Source organism: Pseudomonas sp. B21-047, assembly GCF_024748775.1.
Lineage (GTDB): Bacteria > Pseudomonadota > Gammaproteobacteria > Pseudomonadales > Pseudomonadaceae > Aquipseudomonas > Aquipseudomonas capeferrum.
In genome coordinates this window covers 4,956,990-4,972,123 of record NZ_CP087169.1, presented here as the reverse complement: position 1 = coordinate 4,972,123, position 15,134 = coordinate 4,956,990, and the positions used below count along the sequence as shown (strand labels likewise).

At 62.5% G+C, this 15,134-nt stretch carries 19 protein-coding genes and 1 pseudogene; 12 read left to right on the top strand and 8 right to left on the bottom strand.

Features of this window, described 5'->3' with window-relative positions; all coding sequences use genetic code 11:
• Positions 1-184: 184 nt before the first annotated feature.
• Positions 185-1,321 (top strand): annotated as a pseudogene (locus LOY26_RS22520) (5-methyltetrahydropteroyltriglutamate--homocysteine S-methyltransferase); the annotation flags it as partial.
• Between the two features lie 72 nt (positions 1,322-1,393).
• Positions 1,394-2,113 (top strand): SDR family oxidoreductase, encoded by a 720-nt coding sequence (locus LOY26_RS22515; protein WP_258714109.1) that lies wholly within the window; start codon positions 1,394-1,396, stop codon positions 2,111-2,113.
• Between the two features lie 68 nt (positions 2,114-2,181).
• Here LOY26_RS22515 and LOY26_RS22510 read toward each other — a convergent pair whose 3' ends face one another.
• A complete protein-coding gene (locus LOY26_RS22510; RefSeq protein WP_258714108.1) occupies positions 2,182-3,360 on the bottom strand; it encodes an acetyl-CoA C-acetyltransferase in 1,179 nt (392 codons plus the stop codon).
• 203 nt (positions 3,361-3,563) lie between these two features.
• Between LOY26_RS22510 and LOY26_RS22505 the strand changes: the two genes are divergently transcribed.
• The 6 genes from LOY26_RS22505 (at position 3,564) to LOY26_RS22480 (ending at position 8,071) form a co-directional block, all read left to right on the top strand.
• The gene (locus LOY26_RS22505; protein ID WP_047582639.1) at positions 3,564-3,830 is read left to right on the top strand and encodes a PepSY domain-containing protein; all 267 of its coding nucleotides are present in this window, start codon (positions 3,564-3,566) and stop codon (positions 3,828-3,830) included.
• A complete protein-coding gene (locus tag LOY26_RS22500; RefSeq protein ID WP_186658862.1) occupies positions 3,827-4,366 on the top strand; it encodes a cytochrome b/b6 domain-containing protein in 540 nt (179 codons plus the stop codon). The genes LOY26_RS22505 and LOY26_RS22500 overlap by 4 nt, the downstream gene beginning before the upstream one ends.
• A 358-nt stretch (positions 4,367-4,724) precedes the next feature.
• Complete coding sequence (locus LOY26_RS22495) at positions 4,725-5,051, top strand: type II toxin-antitoxin system RelE/ParE family toxin (RefSeq protein WP_186658975.1); 327 nt, start codon at positions 4,725-4,727, stop codon at positions 5,049-5,051.
• A 158-nt stretch (positions 5,052-5,209) separates the two neighbouring features.
• Positions 5,210-5,494 carry a helix-turn-helix domain-containing protein gene (locus tag LOY26_RS22490; protein ID WP_033702926.1) on the top strand — a complete coding sequence of 95 codons (285 nt, stop codon included), beginning with the start codon at positions 5,210-5,212 and terminating at the stop codon, positions 5,492-5,494.
• Positions 5,495-5,770: 276 nt separating this feature from the next.
• Positions 5,771-6,982, top strand: a complete 1,212-nt coding sequence (gene fabV / locus LOY26_RS22485; RefSeq protein WP_047582624.1) for an enoyl-ACP reductase FabV — start codon at positions 5,771-5,773, stop codon at positions 6,980-6,982.
• A 180-nt stretch (positions 6,983-7,162) separates the two neighbouring features.
• A complete protein-coding gene (locus LOY26_RS22480; RefSeq protein WP_258714107.1) occupies positions 7,163-8,071 on the top strand; it encodes an alpha/beta fold hydrolase in 909 nt (302 codons plus the stop codon).
• A gap of 70 nt (positions 8,072-8,141) precedes the next feature.
• Here the strand turns inward: LOY26_RS22480 and LOY26_RS22475 are convergent, their stop codons facing one another.
• Genes LOY26_RS22475 through LOY26_RS22460 form a run of 4 tightly spaced genes read right to left on the bottom strand, consistent with a single transcriptional unit; the run spans position 8,142 to position 10,121 of the window.
• Positions 8,142-8,483 (bottom strand): HopJ type III effector protein, encoded by a 342-nt coding sequence (locus LOY26_RS22475; protein ID WP_258714106.1) that lies wholly within the window; start codon positions 8,481-8,483, stop codon positions 8,142-8,144.
• Complete coding sequence (locus LOY26_RS22470) at positions 8,476-8,772, bottom strand: DUF1244 domain-containing protein (RefSeq protein WP_033702921.1); 297 nt, start codon at positions 8,770-8,772, stop codon at positions 8,476-8,478. The genes LOY26_RS22475 and LOY26_RS22470 overlap by 8 nt, the downstream gene beginning before the upstream one ends.
• A gap of 9 nt (positions 8,773-8,781) precedes the next feature.
• The gene (gene folM / locus LOY26_RS22465; RefSeq protein WP_258714105.1) at positions 8,782-9,528 is read right to left on the bottom strand and encodes a dihydromonapterin reductase; all 747 of its coding nucleotides are present in this window, start codon (positions 9,526-9,528) and stop codon (positions 8,782-8,784) included.
• 32 nt (positions 9,529-9,560) lie between these two features.
• Positions 9,561-10,121 carry an antibiotic biosynthesis monooxygenase gene (locus tag LOY26_RS22460; protein WP_258714104.1) on the bottom strand — a complete coding sequence of 187 codons (561 nt, stop codon included), beginning with the start codon at positions 10,119-10,121 and terminating at the stop codon, positions 9,561-9,563.
• Between the two features lie 217 nt (positions 10,122-10,338).
• On the opposite strand from LOY26_RS22460, the gene LOY26_RS22455 reads away from it, so the two are divergent.
• Positions 10,339-11,289, top strand: coding sequence for a MerR family transcriptional regulator (locus LOY26_RS22455; RefSeq protein WP_186658848.1), 951 nt, complete (start codon positions 10,339-10,341; stop codon positions 11,287-11,289).
• On the opposite strand, the gene LOY26_RS22450 is transcribed toward LOY26_RS22455, so the two are convergent.
• Both LOY26_RS22450 and LOY26_RS22445 read right to left on the bottom strand, forming a co-directional pair.
• On the bottom strand, positions 11,274-11,891 hold the full coding sequence (locus LOY26_RS22450; RefSeq protein ID WP_033702918.1) for a hypothetical protein: 618 nt from the start codon (positions 11,889-11,891) through the stop codon (positions 11,274-11,276). The two genes, LOY26_RS22455 and LOY26_RS22450, sit on opposite strands and share 16 nt — an antisense overlap.
• Positions 11,892-11,950: 59 nt before the next feature.
• Positions 11,951-12,379: a PAS domain S-box protein gene (locus LOY26_RS22445; protein WP_258714103.1), complete on the bottom strand. Its 429-nt coding sequence runs from the start codon at positions 12,377-12,379 to the stop codon at positions 11,951-11,953.
• A 112-nt stretch (positions 12,380-12,491) separates the two neighbouring features.
• Between LOY26_RS22445 and LOY26_RS22440 the strand changes: the two genes are divergently transcribed.
• The gene (locus LOY26_RS22440) at positions 12,492-12,947 is read left to right on the top strand and encodes a flavodoxin (RefSeq protein ID WP_033702917.1); all 456 of its coding nucleotides are present in this window, start codon (positions 12,492-12,494) and stop codon (positions 12,945-12,947) included.
• Between the two features lie 18 nt (positions 12,948-12,965).
• Here the strand turns inward: LOY26_RS22440 and LOY26_RS22435 are convergent, their stop codons facing one another.
• On the bottom strand, positions 12,966-13,847 hold the full coding sequence (locus LOY26_RS22435; RefSeq protein ID WP_258714102.1) for a LysR family transcriptional regulator: 882 nt from the start codon (positions 13,845-13,847) through the stop codon (positions 12,966-12,968).
• 96 nt (positions 13,848-13,943) lie between these two features.
• On the opposite strand from LOY26_RS22435, the gene LOY26_RS22430 reads away from it, so the two are divergent.
• A complete protein-coding gene (locus tag LOY26_RS22430; protein WP_033702915.1) occupies positions 13,944-14,330 on the top strand; it encodes a CidA/LrgA family protein in 387 nt (128 codons plus the stop codon).
• A complete protein-coding gene (locus LOY26_RS22425; protein ID WP_258714101.1) occupies positions 14,320-15,006 on the top strand; it encodes an LrgB family protein in 687 nt (228 codons plus the stop codon). The genes LOY26_RS22430 and LOY26_RS22425 overlap by 11 nt, the downstream gene beginning before the upstream one ends.
• Positions 15,007-15,134: the final 128 nt, after the last annotated feature.

The following is a 15,134-nucleotide window of genomic DNA, read 5'->3' as shown; positions in this document are numbered from 1 at the left end:
ATTGTGCGGCAAAGGGCCGATGGGGTCATGTCCGGATGCGTAGGGTGCTGCTCTGAACGAGACATGCAGGTGGACACATCAACATGAGTAAATCTTGATTTCATATCAAATTAAATGAGTTTGTCTCAGCGCTCGTTGGTCCCGAAAATGCCCACATTCATTTAGACATTCTGAGGCACGAGACATGGCACTGGCACATTCCCTGGGCTTTCAACGCATCGGCCATGATCGCGAACTGAAAAAAGCCCAGGAAGCCTTCTTGCAAGGTGAACTCGACGAAGCCGGCCTGCGCGCTGTGGGCCGCGCGCTGCGTGCCAGCCATTGGCAGGTGCAGAAGGACGCCGGCATCGAGCTGCTGCCGGTGGGCGATTTCGCCTGGCACGACCAGGTGCTGACCCATTCGCTGACCTTCGGTGTCGTCCCGCAGCGCTTTCGCAGCCACGACGGTGCCAAGCCCACTTTGCAAACCGTGGTTGCCATGGCGCGAGGCACGACCGAGCGCAGCGACAGCAGCGGTGCCCACGCCCAGGAAATGACCCGCTGGTTCGACAGCAACTATCACTACCGGGTACCGGAATTCACCGCCGACCAACAGTTTGCCCTGAGCTGGGAGCAACTGTTCGAAGAGGTCGAAGAAGCCAAGGCCCTGGGCCATGCGGTCAAACCCGTGCTGATCGGCCCGCTGACCTATCTGTGGCTGGGCAAGGCCCAAGGCGCCGACGTCGACAAGTTGGAGCTGGTCGACCGGTTGTTGCCGCTGTACGACGAAATCTTCAACCGCCTGGCCGCACAGGGCGTTGAATGGGTGCAGATCGACGAGCCGATCCTGGTGCTGGATTTGCCGCAAGACTGGAAAAATGCCTACGAGCGCGTTTACAACATCCTGCAACGTGCGCCGCTGAAAAAACTGATCGCCACCTACTTTGGTGGCCTGGAAGAAAACCTGGGCCTGGCGGCGAACCTGCCCGTCGATGGCCTGCACATCGACCTGGTGCGTGCGCCAGACCAGTACCCGACCCTGCTCGACCGCCTGCCGGCTTACAAGATCCTGTCGTTGGGCCTGGTCGACGGCTGTAGTGTCTCGGCCTGCGACCTGGAAAAAGCCCTGGCGGTGTTGCAGCACGCGGCCGAACGCCTGGGTGACCGCCTGTGGGTCGCGCCGTCCTGCTCGCTGTTGCACAACCCATTGGGGCTGGCCTGTGAAGACCAGCTCGACGCCGAGCGCAAAGGCGGGTTGGCCTTCGCCGTGCAGAAGTGCCAGGAAGTGGCCGCGCTGAGCAAAGCGGTCAACGCGCCAGAGGCTGTCCGCGCGTTGCGCGCCACGGCTTGATCATCGGGCCGCTACGGGTGCTTATAATGCCGGCTCGAAAGGTAATCGACAGGGAATGATGCGATGAGAGTTCTGGTAGTTGGCGCCAGCAAGGGGCTGGGCAAGGCCTTCATGGAAGGGCTGGGCAAACCGGGCGATACGCTGATCGGCGTGTCCCGCTCGCGCCCCGAGCGGGTGGTGGCCAGCAAGGATGTCGAGGTGCAGTGGATCGCGGCCGACCTCGCTCAGCCGGCCGCCGCCGTCGAGGCCATTGCCCAGGCGCTGGCGGGCGGTGGCGTGGATACCCTCATCTACAACCTCGGGCTGTGGGAAGCCGAGGCGTTTGCCGAGCACTACAGCTTTCTTGCCGACCGCGATGCCGAACTGCAAGGCATGGTCGACTGCAACATCACGGCCACCATCCTGCTGATCAAGCGCTTGCTGCCGATGCTGCTCGAATGCGAAAAGCCACGGATCCTGCTTACCGGTTCCACCTCGGGTCTGCCGCAAAGCGGGCGCCCTGAAGTGACCTTTGCCGCGTCCAAGTTTGCCCTGCGCGGTATTGCTGAAGCCTTGCGTGAAGGGTATCGCGAGCAGGGGCTTGGTGTGACGTGCCTGAACCTGGGCTACCTGAACACCGAGGATGGCTTGGATGTGCCAGTGGCAGAAGCCGCGGCGCGCGGGGAAGGGGGGCTGATTCCGCTGCACGATGTGGTGCTGATGGTGCGCACGATGCTGGAACTGTCGGCGGCCAGTTATGTGCGTGAGCTGACACTGCCAGCGATTGCCGATGAGCGCTTCTGAGTAACCAGGCCCGGCCTCTTCGCGGGTTTGTTCGCGAAGAGGCCGGGCCTGCAGGCATCAATGACGGATCAACGCTCGATCGCCAGCGCTACCCCCTGGCCACCACCAATGCACAACGTGGCGAGCCCTTTCTTGGCATCTCGCTTGATCATCTCGTGCAACAGGGTCACCAGCACCCGGCACCCCGACGCACCGATGGGGTGGCCCAGGGCAATCGCCCCGCCATTCACATTGACCCGCGCCGCATCCCATTCCAGGGCCTTGCCCACCGCCAACGCCTGTGCGGCAAAGGCCTCGTTGGCTTCGATCAGGTCCAGGTCCGCCAGCTGCCAGCCCGCCTTGTCCAGGCAGCGTTGGGTAGCCGAAACCGGGCCAATACCCATGATCGCCGGGTCCACGCCCGCACTTGCATAGGCCGCGATCTTCGCCAGCACCGGCAAGCCCAGGGCCTTGGCCTTGGCTGCACTCATCAGCAATACGGCAGCGGCGCCATCATTGAGGCTGGAAGCATTGCCGGCCGTCACGCTGCCCTCTTTCTTGAAGGCTGCGCGCAACTTGCCCAGGGACTCGGCAGTGGTACCTGGGCGGGGTTGTTCGTCGCGCTCGAAGACCGTGGGCTCGCCCTTTTTCTGCGGCATCACGATCGACGTGATCTCGTCCTTGAATCGGCCGACCTCGATCGCGGCCACGGCTTTGCGCTGGGACTCGGCGGCGAAGGCGTCCTGTTGTTCACGGCTGAGGCCGTACTTGTCCACCAGGTTCTCGGCGGTAATGCCCATGTGGTAGTCGTTGAAGGCGTCCCACAGGCCGTCGGTGATCATGCTGTCGACCAGTTGACCGTGGCCCATGCGCTGGCCGGTGCGGGCCGAAGGCATGACGTAGGGGGCCAGGCTCATGTTTTCCTGGCCGCCGGCAATCACCACCTCGGCGTCACCGCAACGAATAGCCTGGGCTGCCAGGTGCAGGGCCTTGAGGCCCGAGCCGCAGACCTTGTTGAGCGTCAGCGCGGGCACGCTGTAGGGCAGGCCGGCCTTGATCGCGGCCTGGCGGGCCGGGTTCTGGCCGGCGCCGGCGGTGAGTACCTGGCCGAGGATCACTTCGTCGACCAGGGCAGGGTCCAGTTGGGTCTGTTCCAGCAGGCGCTTGATCACGGCTGCGCCGAGGTCGACGGCGGGCACTGTGGCCAAGGCGCCCTGGAAGCTGCCGATGGCGGTACGGGTGGCGGCGACGATGACCACGTCGTTCATGTTGTTGTTCTCCGTGCAAGGGTGGGCGCCGCGAGGGCAGGATGTTGTCAGCATCGGCGGGTTTGGTTCATTTGTTAAGTTTGTTTTTCTTTGCGATTGTTCTGGAAAGCAAATGAATGATGCCGGCCCTGCAGGCAAGGCGCTGACCCTGGGTCTAAGCTGGATGTCGTGCTGTTTCACTCAACGCAACGGAGCTCATGGCCATGCGCATCTTGATCGCTCTTACCCTCCTGATCGGCAGCAGCACAGCATTCGCCGCCACCCAGTGCACCACTGCAGACAAAAGCACCTGGCAAGACCCGGGCAAGTTCCAGGCCCAGCTCAAGGATCAGGGCTACAAGATCAGCAAGTTCAAGGTCACTAAAGGCAACTGCTACGAAATCTATGGTTTCGACAAGGATGGCCGCAAGATCGAGATCTACCATGACCCGGTCAGCGGCAAGGCGGTCAAGACCGAGTACCACGATTGAAGGCCCGCCCCACGGTACAGCTGTGGGACCCGCTCCTGCGGCTGTGCCACCTGTCGTTGGCCACGGTGTTCTTCGCGGATTATTTTTTCAATGAAGAGGGCGACGACTGGCACCAGTGGCTGGGCTATTACGGGCTGGCGTGCGTGATGTTGCGCCTGGTCTGGGGCTTCGTCGGGCCGCAAAGCGCGCGCTGGGCCGACTTCTGGCCGACCCCGGCGCGCCTGGCCGCCCACGCCCGCGCGCTGATAAGCGGGCAGCCCTACCATCGCCTGGGGCATTCGCCGATCGGCGCCCTGGTGATGCTGCTGATGCTCACCGGCATCGCGGGCCTGGGCCTGACCGGTTGGGCGTCGCAAGAGGTCGACGCCCTGTGGGGCGCCGACTGGCCGATGAGCCTGCACAGCTTTCTGGCCGACGCGGTGCTGGCGTTGGTCTGCGTGCATGTATTGGCAGCCATCGTCGAAAGCCTGCGCCTGGGCGAGAACCTGCCCTTGTCGATGATCACCGGCCGGAGACGATTACCGGAAGATCAGTGAGCGTTTTACGCTCGCGGCCACCTACACCGCCGAGCACTGATGGGTCGCGCAATAGATGCCGTCACCCCCTGCCGCAATGGCGCTCCATGCCCCGACGCTCTTCAAAATCCCACACGGTAGAGCCTGTAGGCTGGGCGGTGGTGTCTTTGTCGTATGTCGATATCGATATAAAAATCGTGACGGGAGCTTGATGTTATCTCGAAACCGATATAATCAGCGCCTTGCTGATGTCGCTAACCCCGCGCATTTGAGCCCCACGATAGGCACGCCGGGTACTCAGCCTCCCTTACCAATACCAGGATGGATCTCATGATGAGCACTCAACATTTTTGTCACGAACGATTGAGGAGTTTGTCCCATACAAGACGAGCAAAAGCCCCTCGAATGGGTTGGCAGCAGTAGGGAAGACCTGCGGGATTTCCCGGAGGGTGCGAAACAGCGGGCTGGTTACCAGCTGGAGCTGATCCAGTACGGTGATGAACCTAACGACTGGAAACCAATGGAAAGCGTAGGGCAGGGGGTGCGGGAAATCCGTATCAAATGCAAAGACGGGGCTTTTCGCGTGTTTTATGTGGTAAACCGGCCGGAAGCGGTATACGTCCTGCATGCGTTTCGCAAGACCACTGAAAAGACGGAAAAGCGCGATATCGACCTGGGTAAGGCTCGGTACAAGTCGCTGGACTGATGGACTGCTGCTATCCCCTGCCAATGCTGGGGGTAAAGGACTTGGGTACCCCTTCCCTCACGGCAAGGGGTAAAGTTCTAGACCTAGGGCCCACTCGATTAACTTACGAATTGCTTTGTGCAAGAAACAACCTAATCCGTAACAGAGGGACATATAAAATGGCAAACGAACGCACTACCTCCGTGTGGGACGCGTTGGTTGACTCGCCAGAAGACGCCGAGAACCTTCGGGTACGCGCAAAGCTAATGCGTATCCTTACCAAGACAGTTAAGTCTTGGGACCTCCCACAGAAAGATGCAGCACGTCAGCTGCACGTAACACAGCCGCGTTTGAGCGAGCTGCTGAATGGGAAAATCGACAAATTTTCCCTGGATGCTCTGGTGAACATGCTGGCCAGCGCAAATCTGGAAATTGATATCACTGTGAAGCACAAGGCGGCCTGACCAGGCGGTTGAAAGCAATAGGGCTGGCCATTTGGCTGGCCCTTTTTAGTTGTGCGCCAGGCATGGCGCGTTGCGTGTTAGTGCAACAGGACGATCCACTGGCGCAGCCGTTTCTGCAGTGGCTGAAAGCGGTACTCGGCGGCAACCTGGGTTTTGTATACCCCCAATCACCCCGTAATATGTGTCGGATAACCGGCGGGGGTAGTCTCACCCTCTGATCAATCGGAATCGCCCGTGGTGGCGCTTCCCTGGCATAAACCTGACGAGGTACAGACATTGGCCATCATTCATCCTAAGGTCCGCGGTTTCATCTGCACCACGACCCATCCGAAGGGCTGCGAGCTCAACGTCCGTGACCAGATCGAAGCCACCCGCAAGCTGGGCGTGCGCGAGGATGGCCCGAAGAAGGTCCTGGTGATTGGTGCTTCCAGCGGCTACGGCCTGGCGGCCCGCATCACCGCAGCGTTCGGCTTCAAGGCCGACACCCTGGGCGTGTTCTTCGAAAAAGCAGGTACCGAGACCAAGGCCGGTACTGCGGGCTGGTACAACTCCGCCGCCTTCGACAAGTTTGCCAAGGCCGAAGGCCTGTACAGCAAGTCGATCAACGGTGATGCGTTCTCCGACGAGGCCCGTGCCAAGGTCATCGAGCTGATCAAGAACGAAATGGGTGGCAAGGTCGACCTGGTCATCTACTCCCTGGCCTCCCCCGTGCGCAAGCTGCCGCAAACCGGTGAAGTGATTCGCTCGGCGCTCAAGCCTATCGGCCAGCCGTACAAGTCGACCGCCATCGACACCAACAAGGACACCATCATCGAGGCCAGCATCGAGCCGGCTTCCGAGCAGGAAATCGCTGACACCGTCACCGTCATGGGGGGCCAGGACTGGCAGCTGTGGATCGATGCCCTGGCCGGTGCCGACGTGCTGTCCGAAGGCGCCCGCACCGTGGCCTTCAGCTACATCGGTACCGAGATCACCTGGCCGATCTACTGGCACGGTGCCCTGGGCAAGGCCAAGCAGGACCTGGACGAAACCGCGCTGCGCCTTGACCAGAAACTGGCCGGCGAAATCAAGGGCGGCGCCAATGTGGCCGTGCTGAAGTCGGTGGTCACCCAGGCCAGCTCGGCCATTCCGGTGATGCCGTTGTACCTGTCGATGGTCTTCAAGATCATGCAGGAGAAGGGTGTTCACGAGGGTACCCAGGACCAGTTGGACCGCATGTTCCGTGATCGCCTGTACCGTGCAGACGGTGCCCCGGCCGCAGTCGACGAGAAGAGCCGCCTGCGCCTGGACGACTGGGAGCTGCGTGATGACGTGCAGGACGCCTGCAAGGCCATGTGGCCGCAAGTCACCACCGAGAACCTGTTCGAGCTGACCGACTATGCCGGTTACAAGAAGCAGTTCCTCAACCTGTTCGGCTTCGAGCGCGCTGACGTCAACTACGACGAAGACGTGGCCACCGATGTGAAGTTCGACTGCATCGAGCTGTAAACACGGCTGAAACATGAGGGGGCTGTACCGCCCTCTTCGCGGGGCAAGCCCGCTCCCACCGGTGCTCCACAAGGCTTTGGCTCAATGGGGATCCTGTGGGAGCGGGCTTGGCCCGCGAAGAGGCCGGTACAGCCCCCGATTTTTTTGCTAGCGTTGGCGCACAACAACAGGACGCGCGCCATGAGCAGCCTCACCCAACCGGCCACCGCCTTTCGCCACACCGCAGCCGACGGCTACAGCCTCGGCGGCTTCTGCTGGCGCCACGCCCAGGCCAACCCCCTGCGCCCGCTGGTGATCATCAACGCCGCCACCTCTGTGCGTTGCCGCTATTACGCCCGCTTTGCCGACTACCTGTTCGCCCATGGCTGCGATGTGCTGACCTACGATTACCGAGGCATCGGCGAATCACGGCCGCCGTCACTGCGTGGCTTCCAGGCGTCCTGGAGCGACTGGGGCCGGCTGGACTTCGAAGCCATGCTGGCCCGCGCCGCGCAGGCGTTTCCCGGGCAACCGGTGGACGTGGTGGGGCATAGCTTCGGCGGTTGCGCGGTGGGGTTGGCACCGTCTGCCGGGCAAGTCAGGCGGGTGGTGATGGTGGGTGCGCAATTCGCCTACTGGCGCGACTACGCGGCTGATCAGCGTTGGCGGCTGTTCGGTAAATGGCATCTGGTGATGCCTTTGCTGACCCGTGCGTTCGGCTACTTCCCCGGCAAGCGCCTGGGCTGGATGGAAGACACGCCGGCCGGGGTGGTGCACGACTGGACGACCCGTACGCCACGCTATGAGCACCGGCCAAGCGGGCGCCGGTTGCAGGGGGTGCCGTTTGCACAGGTGCGGGGGGCGACGCTGGCAATCAGCCTGACCGATGACCCGTTTGGCACCGTGGCGGCTACAGAGCGATTGCTAGGGTACCTGCAGGGGGCTGAGCGTCAGCACCTGCGTATTGCACCTGTGGATATCTCGGTCGAGGAAATTGGCCATTTTGCGTTTTTCCATGACCGCTTTCGGGGCAGCCTGTGGCCGATTGCCTTGGCGTGGTTGCAGCAGGGCGGCTTGCCCGAAGAGGTGCCGGGGACGGTCATCAAATAACAGGGATCGGGTAACGTTTGTAGGCGCGGCCTCGCGTCGCGAAGAGGGCCGCAAAGCGGCCCCAGCACGCTCAAGCCTTACGCGAAAGTGGCTGCCCGGTGAACTTCACCCCAGCCAGGCCATGCGCGATCAGCGCACGGATATTGCCATGGTCGCTGCCCTCAGGCGTGGCCACCACATCGCGATAATGCTCACCAAAGGCCAACAGGGCCTCTTCATCGCTCAAGCCCTCCAGCAGCGCCAGCCCCAGGGTCTTGCACGAGCCTTCGTTCTGCCCGGCGGCATTTTCCACGCCGCCGTTGTTGAAGGCCTGTGGCTGATAGCTGTAGTGGGCGGCGATGAACGCCAAGGTAGCGGCAAAGACGTGTTCGCCGCTTTTCAGGCTGGCGCGCAGGGTGTTCAGATCAGTCACGAGGTTTTCCTTTTTCGAACGCCGCGTGTTGTTCGGCGCTGGCTTCTTTCTGGTATTGGGCTTTCCACTCGGCGTAGGGCATGCCGTACACCGCTTCGCGGGCGTCATCCAGGCTGACATCGACCTGGCGCTCGTCGGCCGCGGCCTTGTACCACTTGGACAGGCAGTTGCGGCAGAAGCCGGACAGGTTCATCAGGTCGATGTTCTGCACGTCGGTGCGTTTTTGCAGGTGGTCGACCAGGCGCCGGAACGCGGCGGCTTCGAGTTCGAGCTGTTGTTGCGGGGTCATGGGCTTCTCTCAGGTCATGCGATTCTTCAGGTGGCGGCCACCGTTGATGACCACCTGGCTACCGGTACTGTACTGGCTTTCGAGCAGGTATTTGACTGTCTCGATCAGCGGGCCGGCGCCGGGCTCGAATTCCAGCAGGGCCTTTTTCAGGGTCTGCTGGCGGTAGGCTTCGTCACCCCCTTCCTTGAGGATCAGCAGCCCGGGCAGGATACCGTTGACGTGCACCTTGGGCGCGTACTTTTCGGCGAACGACAGCACCATGTTCTGCAGCGCGGCCTTGGTGGCGGCGTAGCCAATGTGGCTCTTGCTGCCCCGCGAAGAGGTTTCGTCGCAAATGTGGATAATGTCGGCCTTGCCCACGCGGCCTGCCTTGCCCAGCATGTCGCCGAGGGCCAGGTTGAGGTGGTACGGCGCTTCGACGTGCAGGCGGAACATAGTGTCGAGGTTGGCCAGGCCATCGTCGAGCCACAGGGACGCGTTGTGGATGATCGCGCGCAAGCCGTCGTAGTGGCCTTGCAGGTAGTCGATCAGCGCCTGGCGGTCGGCAGCCTGGCACAGGTCGGCCTGGAACTGCACGATGTTGGGGTGTGCGGACTGCGGCTGCAGGCTGCGGCTGGCACTGACCACCGTATGGCCGGCTTGCGCCAGTTCGAGGGCCAGGGCCAACCCGACGCGCTGGCTGGCTCCGGTAACGAGAATTGGGCTGTTCATGTTCGGGGCGGTCAACTTGTCTGTCCTTTCGTTGCCGCCCAGCATACCCGAACTGTTTCCCTCTTGTAGACCAGCCCTCAGCGGCTGCGCAGGGCTGCAGCAGTAGCTGGGGTGGCATGCAGCCAGCCCGCCAGCAGGCGTGTGGAGAGGGGGATGAACAGGTACACCATCACAGGCGTCAGGGCCAGGGTACTGAGCATCACACGCGGCACCAGGTCCATGCCTGCCAGCCAATGCCCGAACAACAGGTTGAACAGCAACGAGACCGGGAAAAAGGCTAGCCAGATAGCGACTGCCTGCTTCCAGCGTGGCGGTTTTTGCACTCTATTGGTGCCAAACCAGTCATCGAGACCGCTCACGCGCGCTTCTTTGGGGCGTTCGAACAGCCCGTTGCCACGTTGCAGCCAGGCCCGGCGCGAGGCGGAATGCTCCCAGGCGTGCAGTGTCGGTTCGTCACTGAAGCGAAAGATGATCTGGAATTCATCGCTATCGCGAGGCGGTGCGAAGATGCCCGAACCGAGGTAGCCGGGGAAGTCGGTGGCCAGTTGCTCGCCTTCGTGGAGCCAAGCCAGCAGGGCCTGGTAACGGCCATGGGCGGCGCGGCGCGACACCAGCAGGGTGACGGGTGGGGTAGACATCGTGTATCTCCTGGCGACGGGGCTGGCGGGTAGCTGGCCCCTTGGCGGCGTCGCCCGGGGTGGTGGGCGACACAGGCATGCATGCAAGAATCGGGCGCGAATTATCGCGATATGGCGTCGTACCGCAAGAGCAAGGGGCGAACAGTTGTTAACATGCGCACTAGGCTGTTCGTAGTAACATGCGCGTTCAACTTCCGCACACGGGTACTCAGTGCAGATGAGCAAACAGGGACGTACCTCGCCGATCGACGAGGGACTGCAACACCAGGAATTGTTCCCGATTCGTGAAGTTTCCCGCCTGACGGGCGTAAACCCGGTGACCCTGCGCGCCTGGGAGCGCCGTTATGGGCTTATTCAGCCCACCCGTACCGACAGTGGCCATCGCCTGTACTCCCAAGCCGATATCGATGATATCCGCAACATCCTCGGCTGGCTGGAGCGCGGCGTTGCAGTGAGCAAGGTGGCTAGCATCCTTGTCCGCAGCCAGGCGCTGGTGGAGGATAACGGCGATGAGCAAAGTGCCCGGCTGAGATGGCGGCAGCAGATACACGAGGCGGTTCTGCGCTTTGATGGCACGCGCCTGCACCGTCTGTTCGACAAGGCGTTCGCGAGCCATTCGCTGGATCAGGTATTCGGCGAAATCTTCATGCCGGTGTGGCACGATCTGGCGGCAGGCCAGAGCGGCTACGGCCAGCGGGCCTTCGGCCAGGCCAGTGAATGGCTGTTCTTCGATCAGTTCATGCGCAGCCGCGTATTCGTGCGCTTGCAGCTATCGCGCATGCCGCGCAGCCGCAGCGTCTTGCTGGCGCCATTGGCGGGGCCTTGTCACGAGTTGGAATTGCTGGTGACGGCCTTGTTGCTGGGGTGCGACGAGGTGGAGGTAAGCGTGTTGGCGCCAGGGCAGCCTTTGCAAGAGCTGACGCTGATTTGCGAGCGGCTCAGGCCTGATGCCTTGGTGCTGTTTTCCAATCAGGCGCCGACCGCCGAGTTGAGCAAGCGCCTTGGGCGGCTGGTGGTGGGCCTTGAGTGCCCGTTGCTGCTGGCCGGTAAAGTGGCCGAGCTCGCCCAGGACAGCCTGGCAGGCAGCCCGGTAGCGTGCCTGGGGGCACAAGGCAGCGTGATGCGCCAACGGCTGCGGCAGTTTCTGGGTGGTCAGCTCGATACCTGACTGTGCAGCTCCGGGTGAGCCTGGCGATGGGCTTGCAGGATGTATTCGCGCAGGCGCTCGATCTCTTCGGCGGGGCTGCAGCTCAAATCGTAGGCCGCAAGGTCGGGGCCAATGCGCCGACGCAGCACGCCGTGCAGCTCGATAGGCGCAATGCCGGCAGGTGCAAAGCACAATTCGAAGCGCGCAGGGGCTTGTGCCAGGTCGCGGATCTCCAGCAAAGCGCCCTTGAACGAGATTTCGCGAACCCACAGGCCGCTTTGCTGATCATGTGCATCGAGCAGTGCGCTTGGCTGGTCCATGGACAAGCGCCATGGGCGCCGCATCGGGCCGTCTTCGTAGATTTCCGGGGAGCCCAGCTGCAGGTGCAGGGCATGGAACTCGTCTTCCACCAGTTGCAGCGGAAAGCTGATCTGCTGGTTGTTGAACTGCGCCTGCAAGGTCACCTGCTCGTTGGCCACCAGGCGGGTGAGCAAGGTCTGAATCCGGCGGTCGCCATTGACCAGCAGGCTGGACATCGTGTCAGCCAGGTTGAACTGGGGCGAGTGCTGCATGTTCTGTATGAAATCCAGCTCGTCCTGGGTCAGGAGCGCATCTGCTTGCATGATCGAACTCGGCGGTGGCGATTTCTTCAACGGGATTGACCGTGCGAGGCGCGCTTGGTTCAGGAGCGTAGGTCAGATTTCTGACGAGCGTACATTTCTGCCAGTTCGCGCTCCAGTTCGACCTGGCGGCTGACGTCCTTCTGGATACCGATGAAGTAGGTGCGCTGCTCGGCGTCGTGTCTCACCGGGGTGATCGACAGTTCGTTCCAGAAGGCGCTGCCATCCTTGCGGTAATTGCGCAGCACTTCGCGGCACGGGCGGCCTTCGGCCAGGGCCTTGCGGATACGCGCGCGGCCTAGCTGGGTGCGGTCGTCGGCCTGCAGGAAGCGGCAATCCTGGTAGAGGATCTCGTCACGGGAGTAGCCGGTGAGGCGTTCGAAGGCGGCGTTCACGTAGATCAGGATGGTGTCTTGACCTTCCTTTTCGGCGACCACGATGCCGTCGTTGGACGCAGCGACCATCGATTGCAGCAGTTGCGCGTTGATCATGTCCGGGCCATTGGGCGAGAAAAGGGGGCTGGTAGTTGGGGCGAGGCGGCCTTTTGCCAGCGTTGAATGCTAGTATCCTACGTTTTCACTCAGTTTCGGAATCCTCTTCCCGATGAAAGTCGCCATTATTTCCGGGTCGGTGTACGGCACCGCCGAAGAAGTCGCCCGCCATGCAGAATCGTTGCTCAAGGCTGCGGGCCATGAGGCTTGGCATGCCGCGCGTGCCACCCTGCAGGACGTAGAAGGTTTTGCCCCCGAGGCATTGCTGGCGGTGACTTCGACCACCGGCATGGGCGAGCTGCCGGACAACCTCATGCCGCTGTACAGCATGATTCGCGACACTTTGCCCGCCGCCTGGCGTGGTCTGCCGGGGGCGGTGATCGCATTGGGCGACTCCAGTTATGGTGATACGTACTGCGGCGGTGGCGAGCAGATGCGTGAGCTGTTCGCTGAGCTGGGGGTGCATGAAGTGCAGCCCATGTTGCGCCTGGATGCCAGTGAGACGGTGACCCCGGAAACCGATGCCGAACCGTGGTTGGCCTCGTTTGCGCAGGCCCTCAACGGCTGACCCGCTCCAACCTGCGATTCAACGGGCGCGCTCACGCAACAACGCCAACCACGCCTGCGCTGCCCGTGACAAGTACGCCCCCCGCCGCCAGATGAACGCGATGTCCCAGCGCAGGTCCAGCGGCGCCTGCAGCGGCAAGCGCACCACCCCGGGGCGTTCCAGGGCCTTGGCCACCACCCGGGGCAGCAACACCACGCCCTGGCCCGCTGCCACCAACGCCACCAGAAAATCCGCCTGGCCACTGCGCCCGCCTTCTTTCGGGGTGAAACCCTGTTGCTGGCAGGCCTTTAGCAACCGGTCATTGAGCACGAAGCTGCGTTGATACAGCAGAAACGGCGTCTCGGCCAGTTGCCGCAGATGCACGCCATCCGCGCCCGCCAGCGCATGCCCGGCGGGCAGCAGGGCATCGAGTGGTTCGTTGCAGAAAGGCTGGTGCTCGAAGGCGCTGTCACTGGGCGTGAGGCTACCACCGAGTTCCAGCTCGCCGCTGCGTACCGCTTGCTCGACGCTACGGCTGCCGCCTTCAAGCAACTGGATGGTGATGTTCGGGTAGCGTTGCCGGTATTCGGCGAACAGGCCGGCGAACAGGGCATCGCTGCCCAGCATCGGCAAGCCCAGGCGCAGTTCGCCGCGAGCCATCTGGCCGAGGTCATCGAGTTCGCTGAGCAATGCCTGGCGCTGGCGCAGCAGTGCTTCGCCGCGCTCCAGCACGATACGCCCGGCCGCAGTCAGGTGCAGTTGCGAGGCTTGCCGTTCAAGCAGCGGCTGGCCCACGTCCTGCTCCAGCTGAGCCACTTGCTTGCTCACCGCCGACTGGCTGATGTGCAGGGTCTGCGCCGCCTGGGTAAAGCCCCCGCGGTGGACCACTTCGATGAAGCTGCGCAGTTGTTTGAATTCCATGTTTCCAATTCCATTCTGGAATGCAGGCCAGTCTAACAATTCGCTTCTGGCCTAGGCAGGCAAATCTTAAAATGAGGGCCTGTCGAGGAAGCCCCCATGAAACCCGCGTTAGTGAAAAAAGCCCTGCGCCTGCTTGTCGAGTTGGCGACCCTCTATGCCTTGTTCCTGTTCGGCGGCCAGCTGGCTGCCTGGCTGGGCTGGCCGATCCCCGCCGGGGTCATGGGGCTGGCATTGCTTCTGCTGCTGTTCGCCAGCGGCGTGGTCAAGCCGGCCACGCTGCAACTGGGCGCCGGCTGGCTGATGGCCGAGATGTTGTTGTTCTTCATTCCGGCGCTGATGAGCCTGCTCGATTACGGCACCCTGGTGCGCGAAGAAGGTTGGCGCATTCTGTTGGTGATTGCCGTGAGCACGTTGATGGTCATGGTAGTGACCGCACTCACCGTCGAACTGGTGTGCCGCTGGAGCTTGCGCCATGAGCCTTGAACCCATGCCGTTGTTCTGGCTGGCGCTGACCTTGCTGGCGTACCTGGGCAGCCGCTGGCTGTACCGGCGCAGCGGGCGCTATATGCTGTCTCCGCTGATCCTGGTGCCCGCATTGCTGCTGGCGGTGGCCGTACCGCTGCATACCGCCTATGCCGAATACGCCCGCAACACCCATTGGCTGATGGCCGTGCTCGGCCCGGTGACCGTGGCGTTCGCCGTGCCCATATGGCAACAGCGGGCGCTGCTGGCGCGTCACTGGCCGGCGCTGATGATGGGCATGCTGGCTGGCAGCACGGCCTCGATCGCCAGCTCGTGGGGGTTGGCCCACCTGCTGGCGCTGGACAATGCAACCAGCCTGTCGCTGGTGCCGCGCTCGATCACCACGCCGTTTGCCATGCCGCTGGCCCACGACTTGGGCGGCGTGCCGGAACTGACTGCGGTGTTCGTGATGTTCACTGGGGTACTGGGCGCCCTGTTCGGCGGTGTGCTGCTGCGCTGGTTGCCGTTGCGTACCGCGCTGGCGCGGGGCGCGTTGTTCGGGGTGGGCGCGCATGGTGCCGGAGTCAGCAGGGCGCAGGAAATGGGCCGCGAAGAAGGATCCGTGGCCGGCCTGGTCATGGTCCTGACCGGGTTGCTGAACCTGTTCGCCGCACCGCTGCTGGCCATGCTGCTCTGACCGTTCGTGCCACTGACTCGCAAGGTCATCAAGCTGGCTGGAAACGCAAGTTTCAGCCCATGGGCTGCTGGCTAGACTCAGCCTCGACATAGAGAGCACATGTAAGTGCCGAGGTAACATGCAATGAC

Bases quoted from the DNA above. Each gene is read 5' to 3' on its own strand.
- LOY26_RS22510 (WP_258714108.1), bottom strand. From the start codon at position 3,360: ATGAACGACGTGGTCATCGTCGCCGCCACCCGTACCGCCATCGGCAGC.
- LOY26_RS22455 (WP_186658848.1), top strand. From the start codon at position 10,339: ATGAGCAAACAGGGACGTACCTCGCCGATCGACGAGGGACTGCAACAC.
- LOY26_RS22425 (WP_258714101.1), top strand. From the start codon at position 14,320: ATGAGCCTTGAACCCATGCCGTTGTTCTGGCTGGCGCTGACCTTGCTG.
- LOY26_RS22460 (WP_258714104.1), bottom strand. From the start codon at position 10,121: ATGTCTACCCCACCCGTCACCCTGCTGGTGTCGCGCCGCGCCGCCCAT.
- LOY26_RS22430 (WP_033702915.1), top strand. From the start codon at position 13,944: ATGAAACCCGCGTTAGTGAAAAAAGCCCTGCGCCTGCTTGTCGAGTTG.
- LOY26_RS22505 (WP_047582639.1), top strand. From the start codon at position 3,564: ATGCGCATCTTGATCGCTCTTACCCTCCTGATCGGCAGCAGCACAGCA.
- LOY26_RS22480 (WP_258714107.1), top strand. From the start codon at position 7,163: ATGAGCAGCCTCACCCAACCGGCCACCGCCTTTCGCCACACCGCAGCC.
- LOY26_RS22490 (WP_033702926.1), top strand. From the start codon at position 5,210: ATGGCAAACGAACGCACTACCTCCGTGTGGGACGCGTTGGTTGACTCG.
- LOY26_RS22445 (WP_258714103.1), bottom strand. From the start codon at position 12,379: ATGATCAACGCGCAACTGCTGCAATCGATGGTCGCTGCGTCCAACGAC.
- LOY26_RS22435 (WP_258714102.1), bottom strand. From the start codon at position 13,847: ATGGAATTCAAACAACTGCGCAGCTTCATCGAAGTGGTCCACCGCGGG.
- folM (WP_258714105.1), bottom strand. From the start codon at position 9,528: ATGCTGGGCGGCAACGAAAGGACAGACAAGTTGACCGCCCCGAACATG.
- LOY26_RS22450 (WP_033702918.1), bottom strand. From the start codon at position 11,891: ATGCAAGCAGATGCGCTCCTGACCCAGGACGAGCTGGATTTCATACAG.
- LOY26_RS22515 (WP_258714109.1), top strand. From the start codon at position 1,394: ATGAGAGTTCTGGTAGTTGGCGCCAGCAAGGGGCTGGGCAAGGCCTTC.
- LOY26_RS22440 (WP_033702917.1), top strand. From the start codon at position 12,492: ATGAAAGTCGCCATTATTTCCGGGTCGGTGTACGGCACCGCCGAAGAA.
- LOY26_RS22470 (WP_033702921.1), bottom strand. From the start codon at position 8,772: ATGACCCCGCAACAACAGCTCGAACTCGAAGCCGCCGCGTTCCGGCGC.